The sequence below is a fragment of the Lentibacter sp. XHP0401 genome (genome assembly GCF_025751535.1).
In the GTDB taxonomy this organism is placed as follows: Bacteria; Pseudomonadota; Alphaproteobacteria; order Rhodobacterales; family Rhodobacteraceae; genus Lentibacter.
Genome location: NZ_JAOWLC010000012.1, coordinates 37,287 through 57,782 on the forward strand (window position 1 = coordinate 37,287; position 20,496 = coordinate 57,782).

The following is a 20,496-nucleotide window of genomic DNA, read 5'->3' on the forward strand; positions in this document are numbered from 1 at the left end:
GCGCTGTGCCTGCGGCCCTCTGTCGATGCCGCGCCGGACCCGCCCCTTTTTCTTGCTTAAAATATCCTGGGGGGAGCGCGAGGGGGGCAAAGCCCCTCTCGCCCCACCGCGCTTTGGCGCAGCCAAAGTGCAAACCATCAAGCACTTCCTTCATCAAATAGGGGTGACTCCCCCGCAACCCTCCGCTACCCTTCACAAGTGAACGAAGGAGGGACTCATGTTTTACGGGATCTGGAACAACAACGGGTGATCGCCGCTTCCCCGGCTGAACACTCTATAAATCCGCGCCGGTCTGCGCGGCCCTATTCTGTTTCCAAGGTATCCCGACATGAAAAAGCTTTTCACTTATTTCGAAACCCTCGTTGACCCTTACGGCCCTTATCCGCGCGAAGATACGCCGCCCCAAACGCTCTGGCGCTTCATGCTGGGCTATACCCGCCCGTTCAAAAGCGTGTTCTGGGCTGCGGGCATTCTTTCCATTGTCGTGGCGGCAATAGAAATCGGCCTCATCTATTACATGGGCTGGCTGGTGGACCTGCTCACAGGCTCCCCCGCCGAAGTCTGGGCCGAGCATGGCAATCTGCTGATCTGGCTCGCGCTTTTCGTGCTCTTCATCCGCCCTGCAATCCAGCTTGTCGATGTGCTGCTTCTGAACAACACGATCCTGCCAAATCTTGGCACACTGGTGCGCTGGCGGGCGCATAATCACGTCTTGCGCCAGTCTGTCGGCTGGTTCGAAAACGATTTTGCTGGCCGTATCGCCAACCGGATCATGCAAACGCCCCCCGCCGCAGGCGAGGCGGTGTTTCAGGTGTTTGACGCCCTCACATATTCCGTCGCCTATATCGTCGGCGCACTGGTGCTGCTCTATGGTGCCGATCTGCGCCTCATGCTGCCGCTGCTCGTCTGGCTCGTCGGGTATAGCCTTCTCATGCGCTGGACGCTCAAGCGCGTTGGCCCCGCCTCGCAAAAAGCCTCCGATGCGCGCTCTGCCGTCACAGGCCGCGTGGTGGACAGCTACACCAATATTCACTCCGTCAAAATGTTCGCGCACCATGACGGCGAGATCAATTTCGCCCGCGAGGCCATCGAAGAGGCCCGCCGCACCTTCGCCGAAGAAATGCGCATCTACACCGTGATGGATTTTGTTCTCGTCATACTCAACGGCTTGCTCATTGTCGGTGTGGTCGGCTGGGCGATTTTCCTCTGGATGCAGGGTTCTGCTTCCGTCGGCGTGGTCGCGGCAGCTTCCGCGCTCACCCTGCGTCTGAATGCGATGACAGGCTGGATCATGTGGGCGCTCACCTCGTTTTTCCGCCAGCTTGGTGTTGTGGCCGAAGGCATGGAAACCATCGCCCAGCCGATTGATCTGGTTGATGCCTCCACCGCCAAGCCACTTGCCATCGCCCAAGGCGAAATCCGCATCGAAAACCTCACGCACCGCTACGGTCGTGAAATCGGCGGACTCGAAGGCGTCAACCTCACCATCAGCGCTGGTGAAAAAGTCGGCCTCGTCGGGCGCTCGGGCGCGGGCAAGTCAACGCTCGTCAAACTGCTCCTGCGCTTTTATGATGCCGAGGCGGGCCGCATCCTGATCGACGGTCAGGATATCGCTCATGTTACGCAAGACAGCCTGCGCAGCCAGATCGGCATGGTGCAGCAGGACAGCTCGCTTCTGCACCGCAGCTTGCGCGAAAACATCGCCTATGGCCGCCCCGAGGCGTCGGATGCCGAAATCTGGCAAGCTGCCAAAGAGGCCGAAGCGCTGGAGTTCATCGACACGCTGGAAGACCCGCAGGGCCGCAAGGGCATGTCCGCTCATGTCGGCGAGCGCGGCGTCAAGCTTTCGGGCGGCCAGCGCCAGCGCATCACACTCGCCCGCGTGATCCTCAAAAACGCGCCGATCCTCCTGCTCGACGAGGCCACAAGCGCGCTTGATTCCGAGGTCGAGGCCGCCATCCAGGACACGCTCTACGGCATGATGAAGGGCAAAACCGTGATCGCCATCGCGCACCGCCTCTCGACCATCGCAGAGATGGACCGTATCGTGGTGCTCGACCGGGGGCTTATCCTCGAGGAAGGCACACATAGTGAACTGCTTGCGCGCGGCGGCGTCTACGCCGACCTTTGGGCGCGCCAGTCGGGCGGGTTTCTGGGCGATGAGGAAGGGGTTTCATAATGGCTGACACAGCGTACCAACGCATGGTCTGGAAGGCGGCAAGCCTGATCGACCCGACACGCCCCGCGCGCGGCACCCCCCCGACCGAGCTCTGGGGTTTTGCACGCTGGTGCCTCTCGGGTGCTTGGCCCGTTATCGCCCTTGCAGGGTTTGTCTCGGCCCTTTCCGGCGCCTCCGAAGTGCTCAGCATGTATGTGCTCGGCGAGGTGGTCGACCTCACCGCAAGTGCCGCGCCCCTCAGCGAGCATATCTGGCTGCTCGCTTTCGGGGCTTTCCTGCTCATCGGTCTGCGTCCCGCCTTTTTCGGCCTCAACGCAGCGTTCCAGTCGGTCGTGCTCGGCCCCAACCTCTTCAAGCAAATCCTGGGAAGGCTCAACCGCTGGACGCTCGGCCAGTCGGTTGGGTATTTTGATGACGACTACGCTGGCCGCCTCGCGCAGAAACAGGTGCAAGCCACCCGCTCGCTTACCGAAGTTGTGATCGAGACGGTCAACGCCATTCTCTTCGCGCTGGCCTCGGTCATCGGCTCCGCCATCCTCGTCGCAGCGATTGATACGCGCCTGCTGCTCATTCTCTGCGGCTGGATCGCTCTCTACGGGCTCTACCTGCGCTACTTCCTGCCGCGTATCCGCGCGCGCTCCAAGGTGCGCGCAGCGGCGCAGGCCATGGTCTCGGGGCAGGTTGTCGACACGATTACCAATATCAAAACGGTCAAACTCTTCGCAGGCGATGCGCTTGAAGAAGCGGCCACAGCCGATGTGCTCGAAACCCTGCGCCACCGCGCGGTTGATTTCGGCGAGCTCTCCTCCGTCTTCCGCTACGGCCTCATCTTCATTGCAGGGCTTCTGCCTGTCATGCTCCTCGGCGCGGCGCTCCTCTGGCGCGAAAGCGGTGTCACCCCCGGCGATATCGCGGCCACAGGCGCGGTTTCCATCCGCCTCGCGCAAATGTCGGGCTGGATCAGCTTTGTTCTGATGACAATCTATATGCACCTCGGCGAGGTGGAAGATGGTATGCGCACACTCGCCCCCGCCAAACGCCTGCGCGCGGGCAAAGGCACAGAGCTGACCGTGCCAAAAGGCGAGATCACGTTCCAAGACGTGACCTTTTCCTATGGCCGCGATGTGGGCGGCGTGCAAAACATCTCTCTCACCATCAAGGCAGGTGAAAAGCTCGGCATCGTCGGCGCGTCAGGGGCGGGCAAGTCCACGCTCGTCTCCCTGCTTCTCAGGCTCTACGACCCCGAAACAGGCCACGTGTTGATCGACGGGCATGACATCTCCGATGTGAGCGAGCCAAGCCTGCGCCGCGCCATCGGCATGGTCACGCAGGAAACTGCGCTGTTCAATCGCTCCGCACGCGACAACATCACCTATGGCCGCGAAGATGCGCCGGAGGCCGCGCTCACCGCTGCCGTCACCAAAGCCGAGGCGACGGATTTTATCGAAACCCTGCAAGACGGGCTGGGTAGGCGCGGCTATGAAGCCCACCTGGGCGAGCGCGGCGTCAAGCTGTCGGGCGGCCAACGCCAGCGCATCGCTCTGGCCCGCGCGATCCTGAAAGACGCGCCGATCCTTGTGCTCGATGAAGCCACGAGCGCGCTTGACAGCGAGGTGGAAGCCTCGATCCAGACCGCGCTTGAGAACGTGATGGAAGGCAAAACCGTGCTCGCCATCGCGCACCGCCTGTCCACAATCGCCGCGATGGACCGCATCATCGTCATGCGGGACGGCCGGATTGTCGAAGAGGGCCACCATGATGCGCTCATCGCCAAAGGCGGGATCTATGCCGACCTCTGGGCGCATCAGTCAGGCGGCTTCCTTGCCAGCTAGGACAGATGTATGAAATCTGCTCGCCAATACGCCATATCGGCTTGACGGCACATGTGATTCCGCCTAATGAGCGCAAACAGAATTCACGGGGGCCGCTTGTCGGCGCCCTATCGTATGGTCGCTGACACTGGCGGCATCAAGAACAAGATGAGGATGAACCCATGTCACGCGTTTGCGAATTGACCGGAAAAGGCCCGATGACTGGCAACAATGTAAGCCACGCGAACAACAAAACGCGTCGTCGCTTCTTGCCAAACCTGAACGATGTAACGCTCCAGTCCGAGACACTCGGCCGCGGCTTCAAACTGCGCATCTCGGCTCATGCCCTGCGTTCCGTTGATCACCGTGGCGGTCTGGACAAGTTCCTCGCCAAGGCCAAAGACACAGAGCTTTCAACCCGCGCGTTGAAAATGAAAAAAGAGATCGCCAAGGCCCAGACCGCCGCAGCGTAAACCTCTGTTTTCTAACTGTATAAAACAGCCTCGTCCCTCGGCGGGGCTGTTTTATTTTGTCCTCTTGCATCTTGTGCTCACAGCGCTAAATCTGTGGGTATGACCGCTCTGCGAAAATATGCTTCCGCCTTCATGATCGCCGTTCTGGTGCTCACTGGACATGCCATGGCCGAAGCCCGCACCATGACGAATGCCGCAGGTGAGATGGTCTTATGCACCGGCACAGGCCCGATCACCATTTTGGTTGATGCCGAAGGCAAGCCGACAGGCCCGCCCCATATCTGCCCTGACTGTGCTCTGGCGCTTTTTGCCGATATCACACCGCCTTTCTCTATGCCGGAAAGCACGCTTGGCGAGACCGCACCTCTGCGCTTTACCCATGTCGCAGAGCTGAAAGCCCAGCGTATTCTGGCCGTTAGCGCCCGTGGCCCACCCGCCCGCGTCTGACCTTTACCAAAGACAATACCCATAAAATTTTAAGTGAAAGGTAGAGCCATGTCTCTCAAATCAACACTTCTCGCTGCTGTTGCAGCAACCGCACTCGCAATGCCGGCCTTCGCCGATGGCATGATGGTCAAAGACAGCTATGCCCGCGCGGCAGGCATGAGTGCCTCAGCGGGTGCCGCCTTTATCGTGATCGAGAATCACACAGGCGAAGATGACCGCCTCGTCGGTGCAAGCTCCGACATCGCCAAGCGTGTCGAATTGCACACGCACATCGAAGATGAAAACGGCGTCATGAAAATGACCCATGTGGAAGAGGGTTTCCCCGTTGCGGCTGGCGAAACCATCATGATGCAACGCGGCGGCCACCACGTGATGTTCATGGGGCTCAACGAGGCCATGGAACAGGATGACATGGTCACCGTCACGCTCACGTTTGAAAAGGCCGGTGATGTGGTTGTCGAAGTTCCTGTCGATCTCGAGCGCAAGCCCATGCACGGCGGCATGAAGATGAACCACGGCAACATGAAAAAAGACAGCAACGATTGATCTTTAAAGGGGTTGCGCCGCCTCTGGCGGCGCTGTGCCGGGGGACGCTGTCCCCCGGACCCCCTGGGATATTTATGGCAATAAGAAAGGGTGAACGGCCTTCAGCTTCGGCAGAGTGCGTTCACCCACTTCGGCACAACCTCGCTCGCCGGCCCGACGTGCACCTCGTCAAACATCGAGTGACCCGCCGAAGGCTCAAGGTTAAGCTCCACAGTCGGCACACCCATCCGCCGCGCTTCGGCGACAAATCCCGCAGCCGGGTAGACATTGCCGCTGGTCCCGACCGAGGCGAACAGCGTGGCCTCCCGCAACGCCGCGTCGATCTCTTCCATCCCGTAGGGCATCTCCCCGAACCAGACGATATCGGGCCGCGTTGCGGCCGCGCCGCATTCGGGGCAGGTGTCTGTCACCCTCATCACCAAAGGCGCATCCCAGCGGGCCTCGCAGCGCACGCACATCGCCCGCGCCAGACTGCCGTGCATATGCAACACATTGCGCGCACCTGCCGCCTCGTGCAGCCCGTCTACATTCTGCGTCACGATCAGCACATCATGCGCCGCCTCAAGCGCGGCCAAAGCAACATGCGCCGCGTTGGGCGTGGCCTTCACAGCCTCCGCACGGCGCATGTTGTAAAATCCGAGCACCAACTCGGGGTCGCGCATAAACCCTTCAGGTGTCGCCACATCCTTGATCCGGTGCTTGGCCCATAAGCCGCCTTCGTCGCGAAAAGTGCCAAGCCCGCTCTCCGCCGAAATGCCGGCGCCCGTCAGTATCACAATCTGTTCTTTCATGCCTCACCATAGCCGCGCACAAACCCGCAGCGCCAGCGCCTTTTACCCTTGCCGCCGCGCCCGAAGCCGCGCAAATATGCGCCATGTTTCAAACCGGTCCAACTTTGTTCAGTTTTCGTGGCCTCTTCGGAGTGCAGGTCGATGTCAGCCAATCGCTTGTTATGCTCGCGGGCCTGCTCCTGTTCCTCTCGGGGCTGAGTAATTTCATCTGGGTCGCGGTCCTTGTCGCCATGCTGCTCACCTCGATCTATCTGCACGAACTCGGCCATGCCTGGGGCTGTCTGGTGCAGGGCGTGCCGGTGCGTCGCATCGTCCTTCATGGTGGCGGCGGCTTCTGTGAACATGCCCGCTCGGCCAGCCGTCAGCAGCAGGAACTCATCATCGCGATGGGTCCGCTGGTCAACCTTGCGCTCTGGGCTCTGGCCTCTCTGGGCTCGTGGTGGATTTTCTCGGGCCCTTCCATGGGGCTCGATATGATAGGTGGTTATCTTAGCCTCTTCGCACGGCTCAATCTTGCGCTCTTCATCTTCAATCTCCTTCCCGTACAGCCGCTGGATGGCGGCAAACTCCTCCAGCTCGGTCTTCTGCGCTTCTTTCCGCAAAATGTGGCCATGCGCACAGCAGGTGCAATCGGCCTTGTCTTTGCCGTGCTCTGGTGGCCTGCGCTGATCTATGTCTATTTCACATTCGGCTGGCTTTTGCTCTTTGCCCCGCCGATCATGCTGCACTGGCACATGGCGCGCGGCGAATACCGGGTCTGAGCACGCGCCGTTAAGTTAATTTGCGTTAACCGGTTTCCAAACAGCCGGTGCACGGGGGGTGCACGCCAGGTGCACGCTTTTCACCCCCCCTGTTTTGTGCCTCCTGTCGGCGTTAACCAAGCGGTGCGCTGCGGTAACAAACGGTCCCGCCAGTTTCCGTCAAGCGCCTTGGAAAACCTCCGCCCGCTGGTTGATATTTTGCCTATTTCCCGCTGACTCTTCTGCGCGGCTCCGTTAACCTTGCCCAAAGTTAAAAGAGAGTCACAATGAAACATCTGCTTACAACCACAGTCGCCTTCATGCTCATGACAGCGGCAACAACTGCCACAGCCGAAACCGCGAAAGAGCGCAAAGCGCGCTGCGAAGAGCAGGGCGAGATCGTTACAAAAGCGGTCGAGCTGCGCCTCAAACGCACCAAGGAGGCCAAGGCCAATGAAGAGATTTCCGCAACTACAGCAGAAGCGCTGCTGGGCTCGGTTCCGCTGCTTGTCGGCTACATCTACACCTTGCCGCGCAAAGACCTGAAGGGCATCGACGTGCCTGCAGCCTTCATCGAGCAGTGCTCGGCTTTCGAGCCCGAGTGACTTGCGCCGCCGCGCGATCTGACCATATATGAAGCATGTCGCTGCCACCCGGATTCCTTGACGAGCTTCGCACCCGCACCTCCCTGTCTCAGGTCGTGGGCCGGAAAGTCATGTGGGATCAGCGCAAATCCAATCAGGGCAAAGGCGACATGTGGGCGCCTTGCCCGTTTCACCACGAAAAATCAGCTTCCTTTCACGTCGATGACCGCAAGGGTTACTACTACTGCTTCGGCTGTCACGCCAAAGGCGATGCGATTTCCTTTATCAAAGACACCGAGAATGTCGGCTTCATGGAAGCCGTCGAAATTCTTGCGCGAGAAGCAGGGATGCCCATCCCCGAGCGCGACCCGCGCGCACAGGAAAAGGCCGACAAACACACAGAGCTGGCCTCCGTTATGGAGCAGGCCGTGCAGTTTTACCGCCTTCAGCTCAAAACAGGGGCAGGCGGCGCGGCGCGTGACTATCTCGAAAAGCGCGGCCTCAAGGAAGCCACCCAAGAGCGTTTTGAAATCGGCTTTGCGCCCGAAGGTTGGCAGCACCTCTGGGATCACCTCACAGGCAAAGGTGTCTCGCCTGATCTGATCATCGAGGCAGGCCTCGCCAAGCCCAGCACCCGCGCGGGCGGCAAGCCCTATGATACCTTCCGCAACCGCATCATGTTCCCGATCCGCGATATTCGCAAACGCTGTATCGCCTTTGGCGGCCGCGCGATGGACCCGTCCGACAATGCCAAATATCTCAATTCCCCCGAAACGCCGCTGTTTGATAAATCCCGCACGCTTTACAACCACGCCCCCGCGCGTGAGGCCGCAGGCAAGGGCGCGCCGCTGATTGTGGCTGAAGGCTACATGGATGTGATTGCGCTCAGTGAGGCAGGTTTCGGCGCCTCTGTTGCGCCGCTGGGCACGGCTGTGACAGAGCACCAGCTCCAGATGCTCTGGCGCGTCTCTGACGAGCCGGTGATTGCTCTCGATGGTGACACAGCGGGCCTGCGCGCCGCCCACCGCGTTATTGATATCGCTCTGCCGCTGCTTGAGGCGGGCAAATCCTTACGCTTTGCTCTCATGCCCGAGGGCAAAGACCCCGATGATATCATCCGCGCCGAGGGGGCAGGGGCTGTGCGCAAGCTTGTTGAAGAGGCCATGCCCATGGTCAACCTGCTCTGGAGCCGCGAAACCGAGGGCCGCGTCTATGACAGCCCCGAGCGCAGGGCCGCGCTCGATAAGGCCCTGCGCGAAAAGATCCAACTCATCCGCGACCCCTCGATCCGCAGCCACTATGGCGAAGCGATCAAGGAAATGCGCTATGAGCTTTTCCGCCCCAAGCGTGAGGCATGGAAGCCCGCGGGCGGAGGCTTCAAGCAGGGTGGCGCCTTTCAAAAAGGGCGCGGCAAGGGCGGATGGCAGCCCCCTCAGCCCCCCGTGCTGACCGAAACAAAAAACAGCTACCTGGCCGCAGGCAACGAGGCCTCTCAAGAGCGTATGCGCATCACCGTCATTCTGGCCGTGCTCTTGCGCAATCCCTGGCTTTGCGCCGAGTTCGAGCACGCGCTCGAGATGCTCGATTGCCGCGATGGCGAGTTGTCGGCGCTGCGTCAGGTGCTGCTGGGCCTTCAGGCTCAAGAGCGCGCGGATGCTTTTGAGGAGGCCGCGGAAAGACTTGGCTATGAGACGCTTGAAAATCTGCTCTCCGCTCCCCATCTGCGCATAGTCCCCGCGCTCAAAGAGGCGGCAGATGCAGAGCTCGTGCGCATGACAGTGGCGGAAGAGCTGGCAAAGCTTGAGGCCCATCGCGGGCTCAAGACAGAAATTGCCGAAGCCGAAGAAGATCTGGCCCATCTGGCCGATGAAGCCGTGACATGGCGGCTCTCGCAGGCCGCAGCGGCCGTGGGGCGGGCGCAAAGCGGCGGCACAGAAGACAACACCGAGTATGACCTCGGGAAAAACGGCGCACGAATCAGCAAGACCGAACGCGAGGCCTTTGCGGCGCTCATGGCGCAAATCGGTCACAGTGATTCGTCCGATTAATGCGTTTTCGTGAGGAAGCGCTAACTAAAACAAGGTAAACGGGTTGCGAATCACCTCGCAAAGCACTTGATTCGTTTAAAGCGAATCATCCGCTATCCAGTTCCGAAGGAGCACCACATGGCCGCCAAAGACAACGACGAGCGCAAACCCGACGGAGAGGAAGAAACATCCCTCGACATGAGCCAAGCGGCCGTCAAAAAGATGATCGCCGAGGCGCGTGAGAAGGGCTACATCACTTACGATCAGCTCAATCAGGTTTTGCCGCCCGATCAGGTCAGCTCCGAGCAAATCGAAGACGTGATGTCGATGCTCTCCGAAATGGGCATCAACATCATCGAAGATGAAGAAGCCGAAGAAGAAGAGCAAAAGCAAGGCGATCTGGTCGCTGTGGGCCAGAAGGGCGAGCTCACGCTCGGCTCTGGCACTGCCGAAAAACTTGACCGCACAGATGACCCCGTGCGCATGTATCTGCGCGAAATGGGGTCTGTCGAGCTGCTTTCTCGCGAAGGCGAAATCGCCATCGCCAAGCGCATCGAGGCGGGCCGCAACACGATGATCCTCGGGCTTTGTGAAAGCCCGCTCACCTTTCAGGCTATCACAATCTGGCGTGACGAACTTCTCTCCGAAGACATTCTCCTGCGCGACGTGATCGACCTTGAAACAACCTTCGGCAACCAGCTCGGTGATGATGACGAAGTCGGTGCAACACCTGTGGCACCGGGCGCAACAGCCGCAAATGTCTCCTCCGCACCTTCGAAAGACGACGCCTCGCCCGAGCTTGACGCCGATGGCAACCCGATCCGCAGCGACGACGATGACGACGACGATGACGATGAACAGGCCAATATGTCACTCGCCGCGATGGAAGCCGCACTCAAGCCGCGTGTGCTTGAAACGCTCGAGCAGATCGCCAACGCCTACGTCAAACTCTCCGAAATGCAGGACAGCCGCATCTCGGCGACCCTGAATGAAGACAATAGCTTCTCCGACAAAGCCGAGAAGAAGTATCAAAAGCTGCGCTCAGAGATCGTTCTTCTGGTGAACGAGCTTCACCTGCACAACAACCGTATCGAAGCGCTGATTGACCAGCTTTACGGCATCAACCGTCGTATCATGTCGATCGACAGTTCCATGGTAAAACTGGCCGATCAGGCCCGCATCAACCGCAAGGAATTTGTTGATGCCTATCGCGGTCGCGAGCTTGACCCGAATTGGATGGAAGAAATGGCCGACAAGGCCGGCCGTGGCTGGCAAATGTTCATCGAGCGCTCCGTTGACAAAGTCGAAGAGCTGCGCGCCGATATGGCTCAGGTCGGCCAGTATGTCGGCCTCGATATCTCTGAGTTCCGCCGCATCGTCGGACAGGTCCAGAAGGGCGAAAAAGAGGCCCGTCAAGCCAAGAAAGAAATGGTCGAAGCCAACCTGCGCCTCGTTATTTCCATCGCCAAGAAATACACCAACCGTGGCCTACAATTCCTTGATCTTATTCAGGAAGGTAACATCGGCCTTATGAAAGCGGTCGATAAGTTCGAATACCGCCGGGGCTACAAGTTCAGCACTTATGCGACATGGTGGATCCGTCAGGCCATCACCCGTTCGATTGCCGATCAGGCCCGCACAATCCGTATCCCTGTGCACATGATCGAAACAATCAACAAACTCGTGCGCACAGGCCGCCAGATGCTTCACGAAATCGGCCGCGAGCCGACGCCCGAAGAATTGGCCGAAAAGCTGCAAATGCCGCTTGAGAAGGTTCGCAAGGTGATGAAAATCGCCAAGGAGCCGATCAGCCTCGAAACGCCTATCGGCGACGAGGAAGACTCACAACTTGGCGATTTCATCGAAGACAAGAACGCTGTTCTGCCGCTGGATTCTGCTATTCAGGAGAACCTCAAAGAGACAACCACCCGCGTTCTCTCGTCGCTCACACCGCGTGAAGAGCGCGTGCTGCGCATGCGCTTTGGCATCGGGATGAACACCGACCACACGCTTGAAGAGGTGGGCCAGCAGTTCTCGGTCACCCGCGAACGCATCCGCCAGATCGAGGCCAAAGCGCTTAGGAAGCTCAAGCACCCTAGCCGCTCGCGCAAGCTGCGCAGTTTCTTGGATCAATAAAACAAAAGAGCCCTTCGGGGCTCTTTTTCGTTAGGCGTTTCGTCCCCAACGGCACAACACGTCCGCACCGACAGCCCGTGTCTCCACAAGTTCAAACCGCGGCGCCTTGCCGAGCTTTTCCAGCCCCAAAGCGCCCACGCCCGGCAAGCCTTCTGCACCAATGGCGAGGCCGGCGGTATAGCCCACAAGCTCGTCCACAAGATCAGCGCCAAGAAGCGAGGCCGCCAAAGCCCCACCGCCTTCACAAAACACCCGCGTCAACCCCGCTGCGCCCAAAGCATCAAGCACCGAGATAATATCAAGCTGCCGCCCCTGCAAACCGCAGGGCATGAGCTTCGCACCGATCCCCTCCCAGGCTTCAAGCAAATAGCTGTCTGCATCGGGCCCGTGACAAAGCCACAGCGGCACATCCGCAGCGCTCATCGCGAGCTTGCTCATCATAGGCAAATCAAGATGGCGCGATATAACAACGCGCACGGGCTGTCGCACATCACCATGGCCACGCACGGTCAGCATCGGGTCATCGGCCCGCGCCGTGCCTCCGCCCACCATCACGGCGTCATGGCGCGCGCGCATGCGGTGCACATCGGCCCGAGCCGCTGCGCCGGTGATCCACTGGCTTTCACCCGTAGCGGTAGCGATCCGCCCGTCAAAACTGCTGGCAAGCTTGAGTGTCACCCAAGGCCGCCCCGTATTTTGAAGCTTCAAAAAGCCGGCGTGGTCGTGGCCGGCTTCTTCGGCGCAAACGCCAAGCGATACTTCAATGCCCGCGTCCCGCAACATCTCGAAGCCGCGCCCCGAAACCCGCGCATCATTGTCTTCAAACGGCGCAACAACCCGCGCAATGCCCGCCTCTATCAAGGCAGTGGCACAAGGTGGCGTCTGCCCGACATGCGAGCAGGGCTCAAGCGTCACATAAGCCGTAGCACCGCGCGCCAGTGGTCCGGCTTGCGCCAAGGCCACTGGTTCTGCATGGGGCCGTCCACCGGGCTGTGTGTGTCCGCGGCCTACAATGCGGCCCTTGTTCACAATCACGCAGCCAACCGCAGGGTTGGGCCATGTTTGGCCCATCGTGCGCCGCCCCAGTCCAAGAGCGGCGCGCATGTAGCTCTCGTCGGATCGGCTCACTTGTCTTCCGGCTCGATATCTGGCCGCAGTTCGCTGACAAATTTGTCGAAGTCATCCGCAGCTTGGAAGTTCTTGTAAACACTTGCAAAACGAACATACGCAACCGTATCTATCCGCGCCAGACTTTCCATAACGATCTCGCCGATCACACGCGAGGGGATGTCTGTTTCGCCCATGCTCTCCAGCCGCCGCACAATCCCCGAGATCATCTGATCAATGCGTTCGGGTTCAACAGGGCGCTTCTGCATGGACATACGAATAGAGCGCTCAAGTTTGTCGCGGTCAAAATCTTCGCGTTTGCCGTTGGTCTTAATCACCACAAGGTCGCGCAGCTGCACGCGTTCATATGTGGTAAACCGCCCGCCGCAGGCCGGGCAAAAGCGCCGCCGCCTGATAGATACATGGTCCTCGGCCGGGCGCGAGTCTTTTACTTGGGTGTCGATATTTCCGCAAAACGGGCAGCGCATTGGCCGTCCCCCTTCTTTTCTTGTTCCGCCTCAAAGATGTGGGGTTAGCCCCCACTTATCCACAGGCACTATAGGTCAGCGCCTAGGGTTTGGGTAGGGGGCAAATGCAACCGCAACATGAAGGGAAGGGGGAATGTGGCAGATTGGTTCCCATGGCGCTTTTTGGCGTCACTCTGGGTGAAAAAACACCATAAATTCAGGATCGGATGGCCCTTAGTCTGGATAGAACTCTATGATCGGGTGACAAAAGGTCTCCGCATGGGCCAAGCGCAGGCTGTAGCCGGTATTTTTAAGTGAAACCGAATAGTTGCCGCCGTCTCCGGGTCTTGGCCCTGCTTGTAGCGCCGCATCGGGGCGGATTGTGAAGCTGGCCGATTTTCTGCCCTGATAGCGTGGCGAAGGCGCCATGGCGCGCGCCAGATAAATTCTGGTGTTGGGGGGCGCACTCAATGCCACCAATGCATATTGCGCCGCCGCGCACCAGATTTGCCGTGGCCCCGAACCGACCTCAGACACCACCTCAAAGCGCGCATCGCCCACCTCGGGGTAGGCACTCACGCCGTTCACCGCCGTAAAAGCACCGACAGACCCTGCCGCCAGAACCGCCAACAAACTCAATCCAAACATACGCATGACAATGCTCCTTTGCCTTAAGATAGGCATACACGCATCGCTCTGCAATCACCGCCAAAGGTGCGCATAGCTGGCAAAGACCCCCTGAACCTTGGCCAGAGCGCGGTTTGCGGGCCCGCGCGCATAGCCGCCTTCGGCCAGCCGCTTCAGTGCCAGTTCGGGCGCACAGGGTCGTTTGCTGACAGGGTCAAAGTAGCGCGGATAATCAATCAGCGCAGCATGCACCAAGGTCTCAAGGCTCACATGCATCCCGCGCCGCGCCGGCACGCGGCCCTTGTCTGTTGTCAGCCCCCAACCGGCATAAAACGGCGCGCCAGTGGTGGTCACCTTGCGCCCGCGCAACAGCGCTTCAAAGCCGAGCAGGGAGGTCATGGTAAACACCTCGTCCACCACAGCCAGAAGGGCATCGGCACTCGCGCGCTCAACCAAGACATCCGCCAGCCCTACAAGCTCCTCTGCACTCACCGCTCCGGGGCGCAGGCCCGCCTCTACATCGGGGTGCGGCTTGAACACAATCACAGCCTTTGGGTGCGCCGCCCGCGCCGCGCGTAAAAGGCCAAGGTTGGTGCAAATCTCGCCCGCGCCAAGGCGGATCGAGGCGTCATCTTCCACTTGCCCCGGGACAAGCACGCGCTGTCCCTCGGGCAGGTCCGGCACATCGCCGCCAAGGTTGTATTTTGTGACACCGCGCTCACAGATCGCCTCGATCAGTGTCCGCGCCCGCGCGGTTTGGTCATCCCTCATCTGCGCACGTGATTTGACCAGCCTCTCAAGGCGGCTCTCTCGCGTGGGGTCATAATAAATCCCGAGGTCATCCAGCACGAGGCTCAAAGGCGGGGTCAAAGCTGCCCCAAGCCCGCGCGAGCGCAAAAAACCGTCCTCAAGCCGCACCCGAGTGTCATTCTCGCGGGCCTTTCCCGCCCAGACCATAACGCGCCGCGCGCCCTTCTCGGTCTTGCCAAAACGTATGCGTTTGTGGGTGCCGTAAAACGCCTGCAAGGGCGCACGTTTCCAAAGTCGCATTTCGGCTGCCTGCCAGCCTTTGTGGTCTTCGCGCCAGCAACGCACAGCGGCTTCAAAACTGCCCAATGCCTCCTCAAAGCTGCACAACCTGTCGTCATGCAGATCATACCAGGTGCTCGCCTTGATCATCGTCCCCGCAAACAGTTGCGCACGTGTCAAAACACGGCCACGGCGGGGCAGGGGGTGTGGGTTGCGGTCCTCACTCAGGCCCCAACCGGCATAAAACGGCTGGCCAAACACCTGTGGGCGATGCCCTGCCATAATGGCCTCAAAACCCATCTGGCTCGACACGGTATAAACTGCAATAGCCCCTTCCATCAGCGCCCAAGGGCTGACCGCCCCGTCAAACAGCTCGATCTTGCGGCTGGCGTCTTCAGCACGGAAATAGCCTTGCCGAAAGCCCTCGCGCGTCTCGGGGTGGGTCTTGATGACAATGCGTGCGCCGGGGTTATCCTCCTGCGCGTAGTAAAGCATTTCCTTGAATGTGTTCGCATCGGCGCGCCCGTGGGTCACCGAAGCATCGCCGCGCGTTTGATCAATCACCAGAACATAGCCAGCCTCGGGGCAGGGGGCAGCAGGGTCAAACCCCGCATATTTGCTTAAGTGCGCTTCCTTCATCCGCTCAATTCCTGCCCGCGCAAGCTTTAGCTCGGCAGCGTTATCCAGCGGGTCCTCGGCAAGGATTGTTTCAAGCTTTGAGGGGCGTTCAGCGTCAAAATGTACGCCGGTCTCATCAATTATAAGGCCGATCGGCGGCTCTCCCGCGCGTCCTGGCCGGAGCGAGCGCAGAAATGTATCCTCAATCCGCACAAGCCCCGCGCCGGTGCGCGTGGCCATGGCCTCACCCCTTGCAGCATAGGGCGAACGGCCCCAAACCGCGATTTGATCATCGGCAGTTGGCTTGCCCAGCTTTAGCTCGTAGCCGGCCAGTTGCAAAATCCGCCGCACTCGACGCTGACGCAAAAAACCGGCGTTGTAATAGAAAAGCCGCCGGAGCTTTGCAGTTCCGGCGGCAGCATTGTGATCAGGCGTAACCGCCAAAAGGGTTAACCCCCTGTGCCGAAGCTTGCCAATGTATCGGCTGTCGCCAGTGAGCCTGTGAGCGCTGAAATCGTCTTGTCCCATTGGGTGAAAGGCGCTTCCGTTACGTAAAGCGTGTCGTCGTCACGGACAGAAAAGTCACGCGCAAGGAACATGCCGTTCGGCTGCGTCAGATCAAGCACATAAACAAGACGTTGCGCGCCCTGAAGATCCTGGCGTCCCATAACGATATTGGCGATATCCGCAGGTTCGTTGCGGAAAATGAAAACACCAGTAGGGTCTGCCGCCGCCGTTGAAAGCCCGCCCACCTGGGCAATCGCTTCAATCGCGCTCAGCGTCTGGCTTTCGAAAGCCACACGCGCCTGCGTGCCGGTCGCGCCAAGTGCTGTGAAAGAGCGGGTGTCTTCTTCAACAAGAATACGGTCGCCATCGCGCAGGGCAATGTCGAGCTCGGGGTGTTTGTAGACGTCCTGAAACCACACTTTGCTGCGCATACCACCGCGCAAAACAGTGATCTGCGCAATCTCGGGTTCAATGGTGATGCCGCCTGCGTTGGCCAGCATGGTCGAAAGCGTCCGCGTCGGCCGTTCGATGGGGAAAACGCCCTGGCCGCCAACAGCGCCCACGAGGCTTACGCTTGCACCATCGCCTGCTAGGCGGCGCACTTGCACCTGCGGGTCAGGGGTCTGCTCGCCCAGTTTACGGGTGATAACCTGGCGAATGGCTTCTGGCGTGTTGCCCGCGGCCTTGATGCGTCCGGCGTAGGGAATAAAGATAAAGCCCGCCGCATCGACCTGAACTTCTTCAAGCACGGCTGCGCCGCCGCCTGCGGGGCCGGAAGACCCCAAAAGCGGATCATCGACGTTTTCCCAAATGGTCAGGCCCAACGTGTCACCGGGGCGGATCGTGTCTGCGCCAATCAGGCCTGCGTTTTTGAATGCATCCGAAAACCCGAGGGCCGGCACAATCCCTGTTGCCCGTGTCACACGGTCATTGACAGTCACGATAAACGCATCGCCGTTTTTCTGCACGGAGCCTTGGAAAATCTCTTTTTTATTGGGGCCGGAGCGCGGCAATCCACAAGAGGACACAACCGCAAGTGCGGCTACAAGCGCGACAAAACGCGCCCAGCTGGGAGTTACGGGTTTCACTGCTCGGTCTCCTCGACCTATTACTATTCTGCCTCAGATTCAGCACTTTGCGCGCCGTTATTGACGCAACCGTAACCCAGTTTGATTTAAAAATAAAGCGCTAGACTTAGCCTATTTTATTGCACCAGCCGCAACTGTTGCCTCGGAGCCGCGGTTCCGCTTTCCAACGCGTCATAAGGATCGTCGGCACTCAGCATCATGTCGACAACCATGCGCATGAGCTGTCGCCGCCCGCGTTTGGAGTAAAATCCGCCCGGAATCTGGCTGGTTTCCAGCAAATAGCGGCGATAATCTTGGTAGGCCTTATGGTCGGGCCGCTTGGCCGCTGTGAAAAACGCGCTCAAAGGCTGGGTCGAGACAAACTCGGGCTTGTCATACACCGCGCGGCCGAACACCTTGAGCGGAATGCCGCGCCAAAGCACCTGCTGCGCTGCGGTTGAATTCACGGTCACAGCCGTGCGCACGTCGTTGAGCAGCGCCGCCAGCTTGCCGCCGCGCACATAATGCACACGGCCCTTGAGGCCCAGCTCGCTTGCCAGCCGTCTGATCTCGCGCCTGAGCGGCACACGCCCGTCTTCCAGCGGATGGGCCTTGAAAACAAGGTGGTGGTGCTTGGGCGCCCCCTCGGCAAAGCCGTGCATCACAACTTCGAGAAACTCTGTCATGCTCGCAAACGGCGAGTGCATCTGGAACGAGCTGTCATGCTCAAGCTGCAACAGCGCCAGATGATAGGGAAAGCCACCATTGCGAATACGCCACGTGGCCGCCCCCCGCTCCAAAGCCTGAAACGGCATCAGCAGCAGGCGCTTGAGATACAGTTGGAATTCTTTCGTGACACTGAGCGCGCGGTGCGGCCGGAAATTGCGGTAATCGCCGTTCCGGAACATCACAAACCAATGATAGAGCGCACCGTAAAACACATGCTGGCGCGTGTCGCCCCAGCGGGCAGGGGGCAGGGGCGTGTCCATGTCCGAATGCGTCAGCCCCGCCTGCATTTCTGCAAGGCTCATATCCATCAGCTTTGAGTGCCCGTTTGCGCCGCCACGCTCGTAAGTTATCCAATAGGGCCGCATATAGCCTTCTTCAAAGACATGCACTTGAAGCCCCATCTCGTGCGCGGCCTTCACAGCCTCGGCATGAATGGGCCGCGTGTCACCATAAAGCACAATATCGGTGATGCCTTTCTCGGCAACAATCGCGGTAAAGCTCTCTGCCCATTCGGCCTGTGTGCCGTTGTAGGGGATATAACTCTCGGGGCTGAACCAGAAAGCACGGTCGCCCGCGTTGAAGCCCACACGCCACACCTTAGCCCCCGCGCGGCCCAGCATTTTCCCCAAGAGGTGAAAAAACGGCCCGTGCGGCCCCTGCAAAAACAGAAAAACCCGGTTATCGCCAGTGACTTTGCCCATATGTCTCGCGCTGGTTGGAATGCTCTTCATCCTTTTGTATACGCTGACTGTGGTGAAAATATGGTGAATGGCCCTCCAAAGGCCAGCGCTTTCTTGCAGCCCGCCTGCACGCGCGCTATTCACACACAACAGCGCAAAAGGAAGCCCCATGTTCACAGGCATCATCACCGATATCGGCACACTCCTCGAGCTTGAGCAGCGCGGCGACCTGCGCGCGCGCATCGGCACAAAATATGACACAAAAAGCATCGACATCGGCGCCTCCATAGCCTGCAACGGCGTGTGCCTCACGGCCATTGCTTTGGGGGAGGGCTGGTTTGATGTCGAAATCTCCGCCGAAAGCGTTGCAAAAACCAACATCGGCTCATGGGCCAAGGGCAGCCGTGTCAACCTTGAGCGCGCCTTGAAAGTGGGCGACGAACTCGGTGGTCATATCGTTTCGGGGCATGTTGATGGTGTCGCGGTGATCACCGCGATGCAGGAGGAGGGCGACAGCACCCGCGTCACCCTTGAGGCGCCCGAAGAACTCGCCCGCTTCATCGCGCCCAAAGGCTCGGTGGCTTTGAACGGCACGTCTCTCACGGTCAACGAGGTGAGCGGTACAAGCTTCGGGATCAACTTCATCCCCCATACCAAAGAGGCGACAACATGGGGCGCGGCTCAGGTGGGTGATCTCATCAACCTCGAAATCGACACGCTCGCGCGCTATGTCGCGCGCCTTGCCGAAGCGGGCTGACATATTCACAAAAAGCATTGCGTTTGGCGTTGCAGCCCGTAGACTCGCCTGAAACAAACAGGGGGAGCCGCTCCCCAACAAAACTGGGGAGCCTGCCATGAGCCTTATCAAACCAACACGCCGTGACATCCTTAAAATCGCCGCCGCCATGCCGGCTTTTGCGCTGCCCGGCGTGGCCTCTGCCGCAACATACGCGCCCCTCGGTGGCCCCGCCACAGGCAACAACGGCGTCTTCCGCTTCTCTATGGGCGATGTGAAGCTCACAATTCTGTCCGATGGCTTCTTCAGCACGCCAACAGCCGGCCTTGGCATCAATGCCCCGCGCGAAGAGGTGCAAGTCTTCCTCACCGCGCATTATCTTTCGCCCGATGAGGGCTACAGCCACACCAACCACCTGCTGATCGAGACAGGCGAGGCCAAAGTCCTCGTCGATGTCGGCTCCGGCAACCGCTGGTTTGACACAACAGGTCGCCTTGTGAGCAACCTTGAGGCCGCAGGCCTCACGCCGTCAGACATCACCCATGTCGTCATCACCCACGCCCACCCCGATCACATCTGGGGCATCCGCGATGACTTTGACGAGCCGCTCTTCCCTGATGCCGAATACATCATCGGCGAGGCTGAATACACCTACTGGAGCCAGGACGGACTGGCCGACCGTGTCGCTCCCGAAGAGCTGCAGTTCGTTGCGGGCGCGGTCAACAGCTTCGCCACAGAAGGTGTCGAGTGGACAATGGCTGGTGAGGGCTACGAAGTCGTCCCGGGCGTCACACTTATCAGCACGCCGGGTCACACACCGGGCCACATGTCGGTGCGCCTCGAGAGCGGCGATCAGTCCCTGATAGCCCTCGGCGATGCCATGAGCCATGCCTGGACAAACTTCGCCCAGCCCACATGGTTCAACGGCTTTGACTCTGACGGCGAACAAACCGTCAAAACCCGCCTAGCCCTCCTTGACATGGCCGCAACCGACCGTGTCGCGCTGCTGGGCTACCACTTCCCCTTCCCGGGCGTCGGCCACGTCATGCGCGATGGCGACGCCTATCGCTTCGTGCCGAGCCTCTGGCAGTTCTGAGGGGGTAGGGCGGGAATGTTTCCCTACCAAAGATGAGAAACAGCCTTGCTGGAAGAAAGTGCTCTGTCGGGCTTAGTGCGTCGAGTGGCGGCTTTGAGC

At 59.7% G+C, this 20,496-nt stretch carries 18 protein-coding genes; 11 read left to right on the forward strand and 7 right to left on the reverse strand.

Annotation, left to right across the window (positions count from 1 at the left end):
• Positions 1-328 precede the first annotated feature (328 nt).
• The 5 genes from OE750_RS14860 (at position 329) to OE750_RS14880 (ending at position 5,456) form a co-directional block, all read left to right on the forward strand.
• Positions 329-2,179, forward strand: a complete 1,851-nt coding sequence (locus OE750_RS14860) for an ABC transporter ATP-binding protein (protein ID WP_263765096.1) — start codon at positions 329-331, stop codon at positions 2,177-2,179.
• The gene (locus OE750_RS14865) at positions 2,179-4,011 is read left to right on the forward strand and encodes an ABC transporter ATP-binding protein (protein WP_263765097.1); all 1,833 of its coding nucleotides are present in this window, start codon (positions 2,179-2,181) and stop codon (positions 4,009-4,011) included. Before OE750_RS14860 ends, OE750_RS14865 begins: the two co-directional genes overlap by 1 nt.
• A 161-nt stretch (positions 4,012-4,172) precedes the next feature.
• Entirely contained in the window at positions 4,173-4,463 is a 291-nt protein-coding gene (gene rpmB / locus OE750_RS14870) for a 50S ribosomal protein L28 (RefSeq protein ID WP_263765098.1), read from the forward strand.
• Positions 4,464-4,562: 99 nt separating this feature from the next.
• Entirely contained in the window at positions 4,563-4,910 is a 348-nt protein-coding gene (locus OE750_RS14875; RefSeq protein ID WP_263765099.1) for a hypothetical protein, read from the forward strand.
• Between the two features lie 48 nt (positions 4,911-4,958).
• A complete protein-coding gene (locus tag OE750_RS14880; protein WP_263765100.1) occupies positions 4,959-5,456 on the forward strand; it encodes a copper chaperone PCu(A)C in 498 nt (165 codons plus the stop codon).
• A 101-nt stretch (positions 5,457-5,557) separates the two neighbouring features.
• Here OE750_RS14880 and OE750_RS14885 read toward each other — a convergent pair whose 3' ends face one another.
• Positions 5,558-6,247, reverse strand: coding sequence for an NAD-dependent deacylase (locus OE750_RS14885; RefSeq protein ID WP_263765101.1), 690 nt, complete (start codon positions 6,245-6,247; stop codon positions 5,558-5,560).
• Between the two features lie 83 nt (positions 6,248-6,330).
• Here OE750_RS14885 and OE750_RS14890 point away from each other — a divergent pair, with 83 nt between their 5' ends.
• The 4 genes from OE750_RS14890 (at position 6,331) to rpoD (ending at position 11,734) form a co-directional block, all read left to right on the forward strand.
• Positions 6,331-7,008 (forward strand): site-2 protease family protein, encoded by a 678-nt coding sequence (locus OE750_RS14890; RefSeq protein WP_263765102.1) that lies wholly within the window; start codon positions 6,331-6,333, stop codon positions 7,006-7,008.
• A gap of 266 nt (positions 7,009-7,274) precedes the next feature.
• The gene (locus OE750_RS14895; RefSeq protein WP_263765103.1) at positions 7,275-7,592 is read left to right on the forward strand and encodes a hypothetical protein; all 318 of its coding nucleotides are present in this window, start codon (positions 7,275-7,277) and stop codon (positions 7,590-7,592) included.
• A gap of 35 nt (positions 7,593-7,627) precedes the next feature.
• Positions 7,628-9,619, forward strand: coding sequence for a DNA primase (dnaG, locus tag OE750_RS14900; protein ID WP_263765104.1), 1,992 nt, complete (start codon positions 7,628-7,630; stop codon positions 9,617-9,619).
• Positions 9,620-9,736: 117 nt separating this feature from the next.
• Positions 9,737-11,734 carry an RNA polymerase sigma factor RpoD gene (rpoD, locus tag OE750_RS14905; RefSeq protein WP_263765105.1) on the forward strand — a complete coding sequence of 666 codons (1,998 nt, stop codon included), beginning with the start codon at positions 9,737-9,739 and terminating at the stop codon, positions 11,732-11,734.
• A 30-nt stretch (positions 11,735-11,764) separates the two neighbouring features.
• On the opposite strand, the gene ribD is transcribed toward rpoD, so the two are convergent.
• From ribD to OE750_RS14935, 6 genes are all read right to left on the reverse strand, one after another.
• Positions 11,765-12,862: a bifunctional diaminohydroxyphosphoribosylaminopyrimidine deaminase/5-amino-6-(5-phosphoribosylamino)uracil reductase RibD gene (gene ribD, locus OE750_RS14910; RefSeq protein ID WP_263765106.1), complete on the reverse strand. Its 1,098-nt coding sequence runs from the start codon at positions 12,860-12,862 to the stop codon at positions 11,765-11,767.
• Entirely contained in the window at positions 12,859-13,329 is a 471-nt protein-coding gene (gene nrdR, locus OE750_RS14915) for a transcriptional regulator NrdR (RefSeq protein WP_263765107.1), read from the reverse strand. Before nrdR ends, ribD begins: the two co-directional genes overlap by 4 nt.
• Before the next feature lie 213 nt (positions 13,330-13,542).
• Positions 13,543-13,962, reverse strand: coding sequence for a hypothetical protein (locus OE750_RS14920; RefSeq protein WP_263765108.1), 420 nt, complete (start codon positions 13,960-13,962; stop codon positions 13,543-13,545).
• 48 nt (positions 13,963-14,010) lie between these two features.
• Entirely contained in the window at positions 14,011-16,026 is a 2,016-nt protein-coding gene (locus OE750_RS14925; RefSeq protein ID WP_412176233.1) for a capsular polysaccharide biosynthesis protein, read from the reverse strand.
• A gap of 5 nt (positions 16,027-16,031) precedes the next feature.
• Positions 16,032-17,177 carry a polysaccharide biosynthesis/export family protein gene (locus OE750_RS14930; RefSeq protein WP_263765110.1) on the reverse strand — a complete coding sequence of 382 codons (1,146 nt, stop codon included), beginning with the start codon at positions 17,175-17,177 and terminating at the stop codon, positions 16,032-16,034.
• 116 nt (positions 17,178-17,293) lie between these two features.
• Positions 17,294-18,616, reverse strand: a complete 1,323-nt coding sequence (locus tag OE750_RS14935) for a capsule biosynthesis protein (RefSeq protein WP_263765111.1) — start codon at positions 18,614-18,616, stop codon at positions 17,294-17,296.
• 118 nt (positions 18,617-18,734) lie between these two features.
• On the opposite strand from OE750_RS14935, the gene OE750_RS14940 reads away from it, so the two are divergent.
• On the forward strand, positions 18,735-19,322 hold the full coding sequence (locus OE750_RS14940; RefSeq protein WP_263765112.1) for a riboflavin synthase: 588 nt from the start codon (positions 18,735-18,737) through the stop codon (positions 19,320-19,322).
• A 97-nt stretch (positions 19,323-19,419) separates the two neighbouring features.
• Positions 19,420-20,397, forward strand: a complete 978-nt coding sequence (locus tag OE750_RS14945; RefSeq protein ID WP_263765113.1) for an MBL fold metallo-hydrolase — start codon at positions 19,420-19,422, stop codon at positions 20,395-20,397.
• Positions 20,398-20,496: the final 99 nt, after the last annotated feature.

Excerpts from the sequence above, each read along its gene's own strand:
- OE750_RS14860 (WP_263765096.1), top strand. The coding sequence starts at position 329 with ATGAAAAAGCTTTTCACTTATTTCGAAACCCTCGTTGACCCTTACGGC.
- OE750_RS14865 (WP_263765097.1), top strand. The coding sequence starts at position 2,179 with ATGGCTGACACAGCGTACCAACGCATGGTCTGGAAGGCGGCAAGCCTG.
- rpmB (WP_263765098.1), top strand. The coding sequence starts at position 4,173 with ATGTCACGCGTTTGCGAATTGACCGGAAAAGGCCCGATGACTGGCAAC.
- OE750_RS14875 (WP_263765099.1), top strand. The coding sequence starts at position 4,563 with ATGACCGCTCTGCGAAAATATGCTTCCGCCTTCATGATCGCCGTTCTG.
- OE750_RS14880 (WP_263765100.1), top strand. The coding sequence starts at position 4,959 with ATGTCTCTCAAATCAACACTTCTCGCTGCTGTTGCAGCAACCGCACTC.
- OE750_RS14885 (WP_263765101.1), bottom strand. The coding sequence starts at position 6,247 with ATGAAAGAACAGATTGTGATACTGACGGGCGCCGGCATTTCGGCGGAG.
- OE750_RS14890 (WP_263765102.1), top strand. The coding sequence starts at position 6,331 with ATGTTTCAAACCGGTCCAACTTTGTTCAGTTTTCGTGGCCTCTTCGGA.
- OE750_RS14895 (WP_263765103.1), top strand. The coding sequence starts at position 7,275 with ATGAAACATCTGCTTACAACCACAGTCGCCTTCATGCTCATGACAGCG.
- dnaG (WP_263765104.1), top strand. The coding sequence starts at position 7,628 with ATGTCGCTGCCACCCGGATTCCTTGACGAGCTTCGCACCCGCACCTCC.
- rpoD (WP_263765105.1), top strand. The coding sequence starts at position 9,737 with ATGGCCGCCAAAGACAACGACGAGCGCAAACCCGACGGAGAGGAAGAA.
- nrdR (WP_263765107.1), bottom strand. The coding sequence starts at position 13,329 with ATGCGCTGCCCGTTTTGCGGAAATATCGACACCCAAGTAAAAGACTCG.
- OE750_RS14920 (WP_263765108.1), bottom strand. The coding sequence starts at position 13,962 with ATGCGTATGTTTGGATTGAGTTTGTTGGCGGTTCTGGCGGCAGGGTCT.
- OE750_RS14935 (WP_263765111.1), bottom strand. The coding sequence starts at position 18,616 with ATGAAGAGCATTCCAACCAGCGCGAGACATATGGGCAAAGTCACTGGC.
- OE750_RS14940 (WP_263765112.1), top strand. The coding sequence starts at position 18,735 with ATGTTCACAGGCATCATCACCGATATCGGCACACTCCTCGAGCTTGAG.
- OE750_RS14945 (WP_263765113.1), top strand. The coding sequence starts at position 19,420 with ATGAGCCTTATCAAACCAACACGCCGTGACATCCTTAAAATCGCCGCC.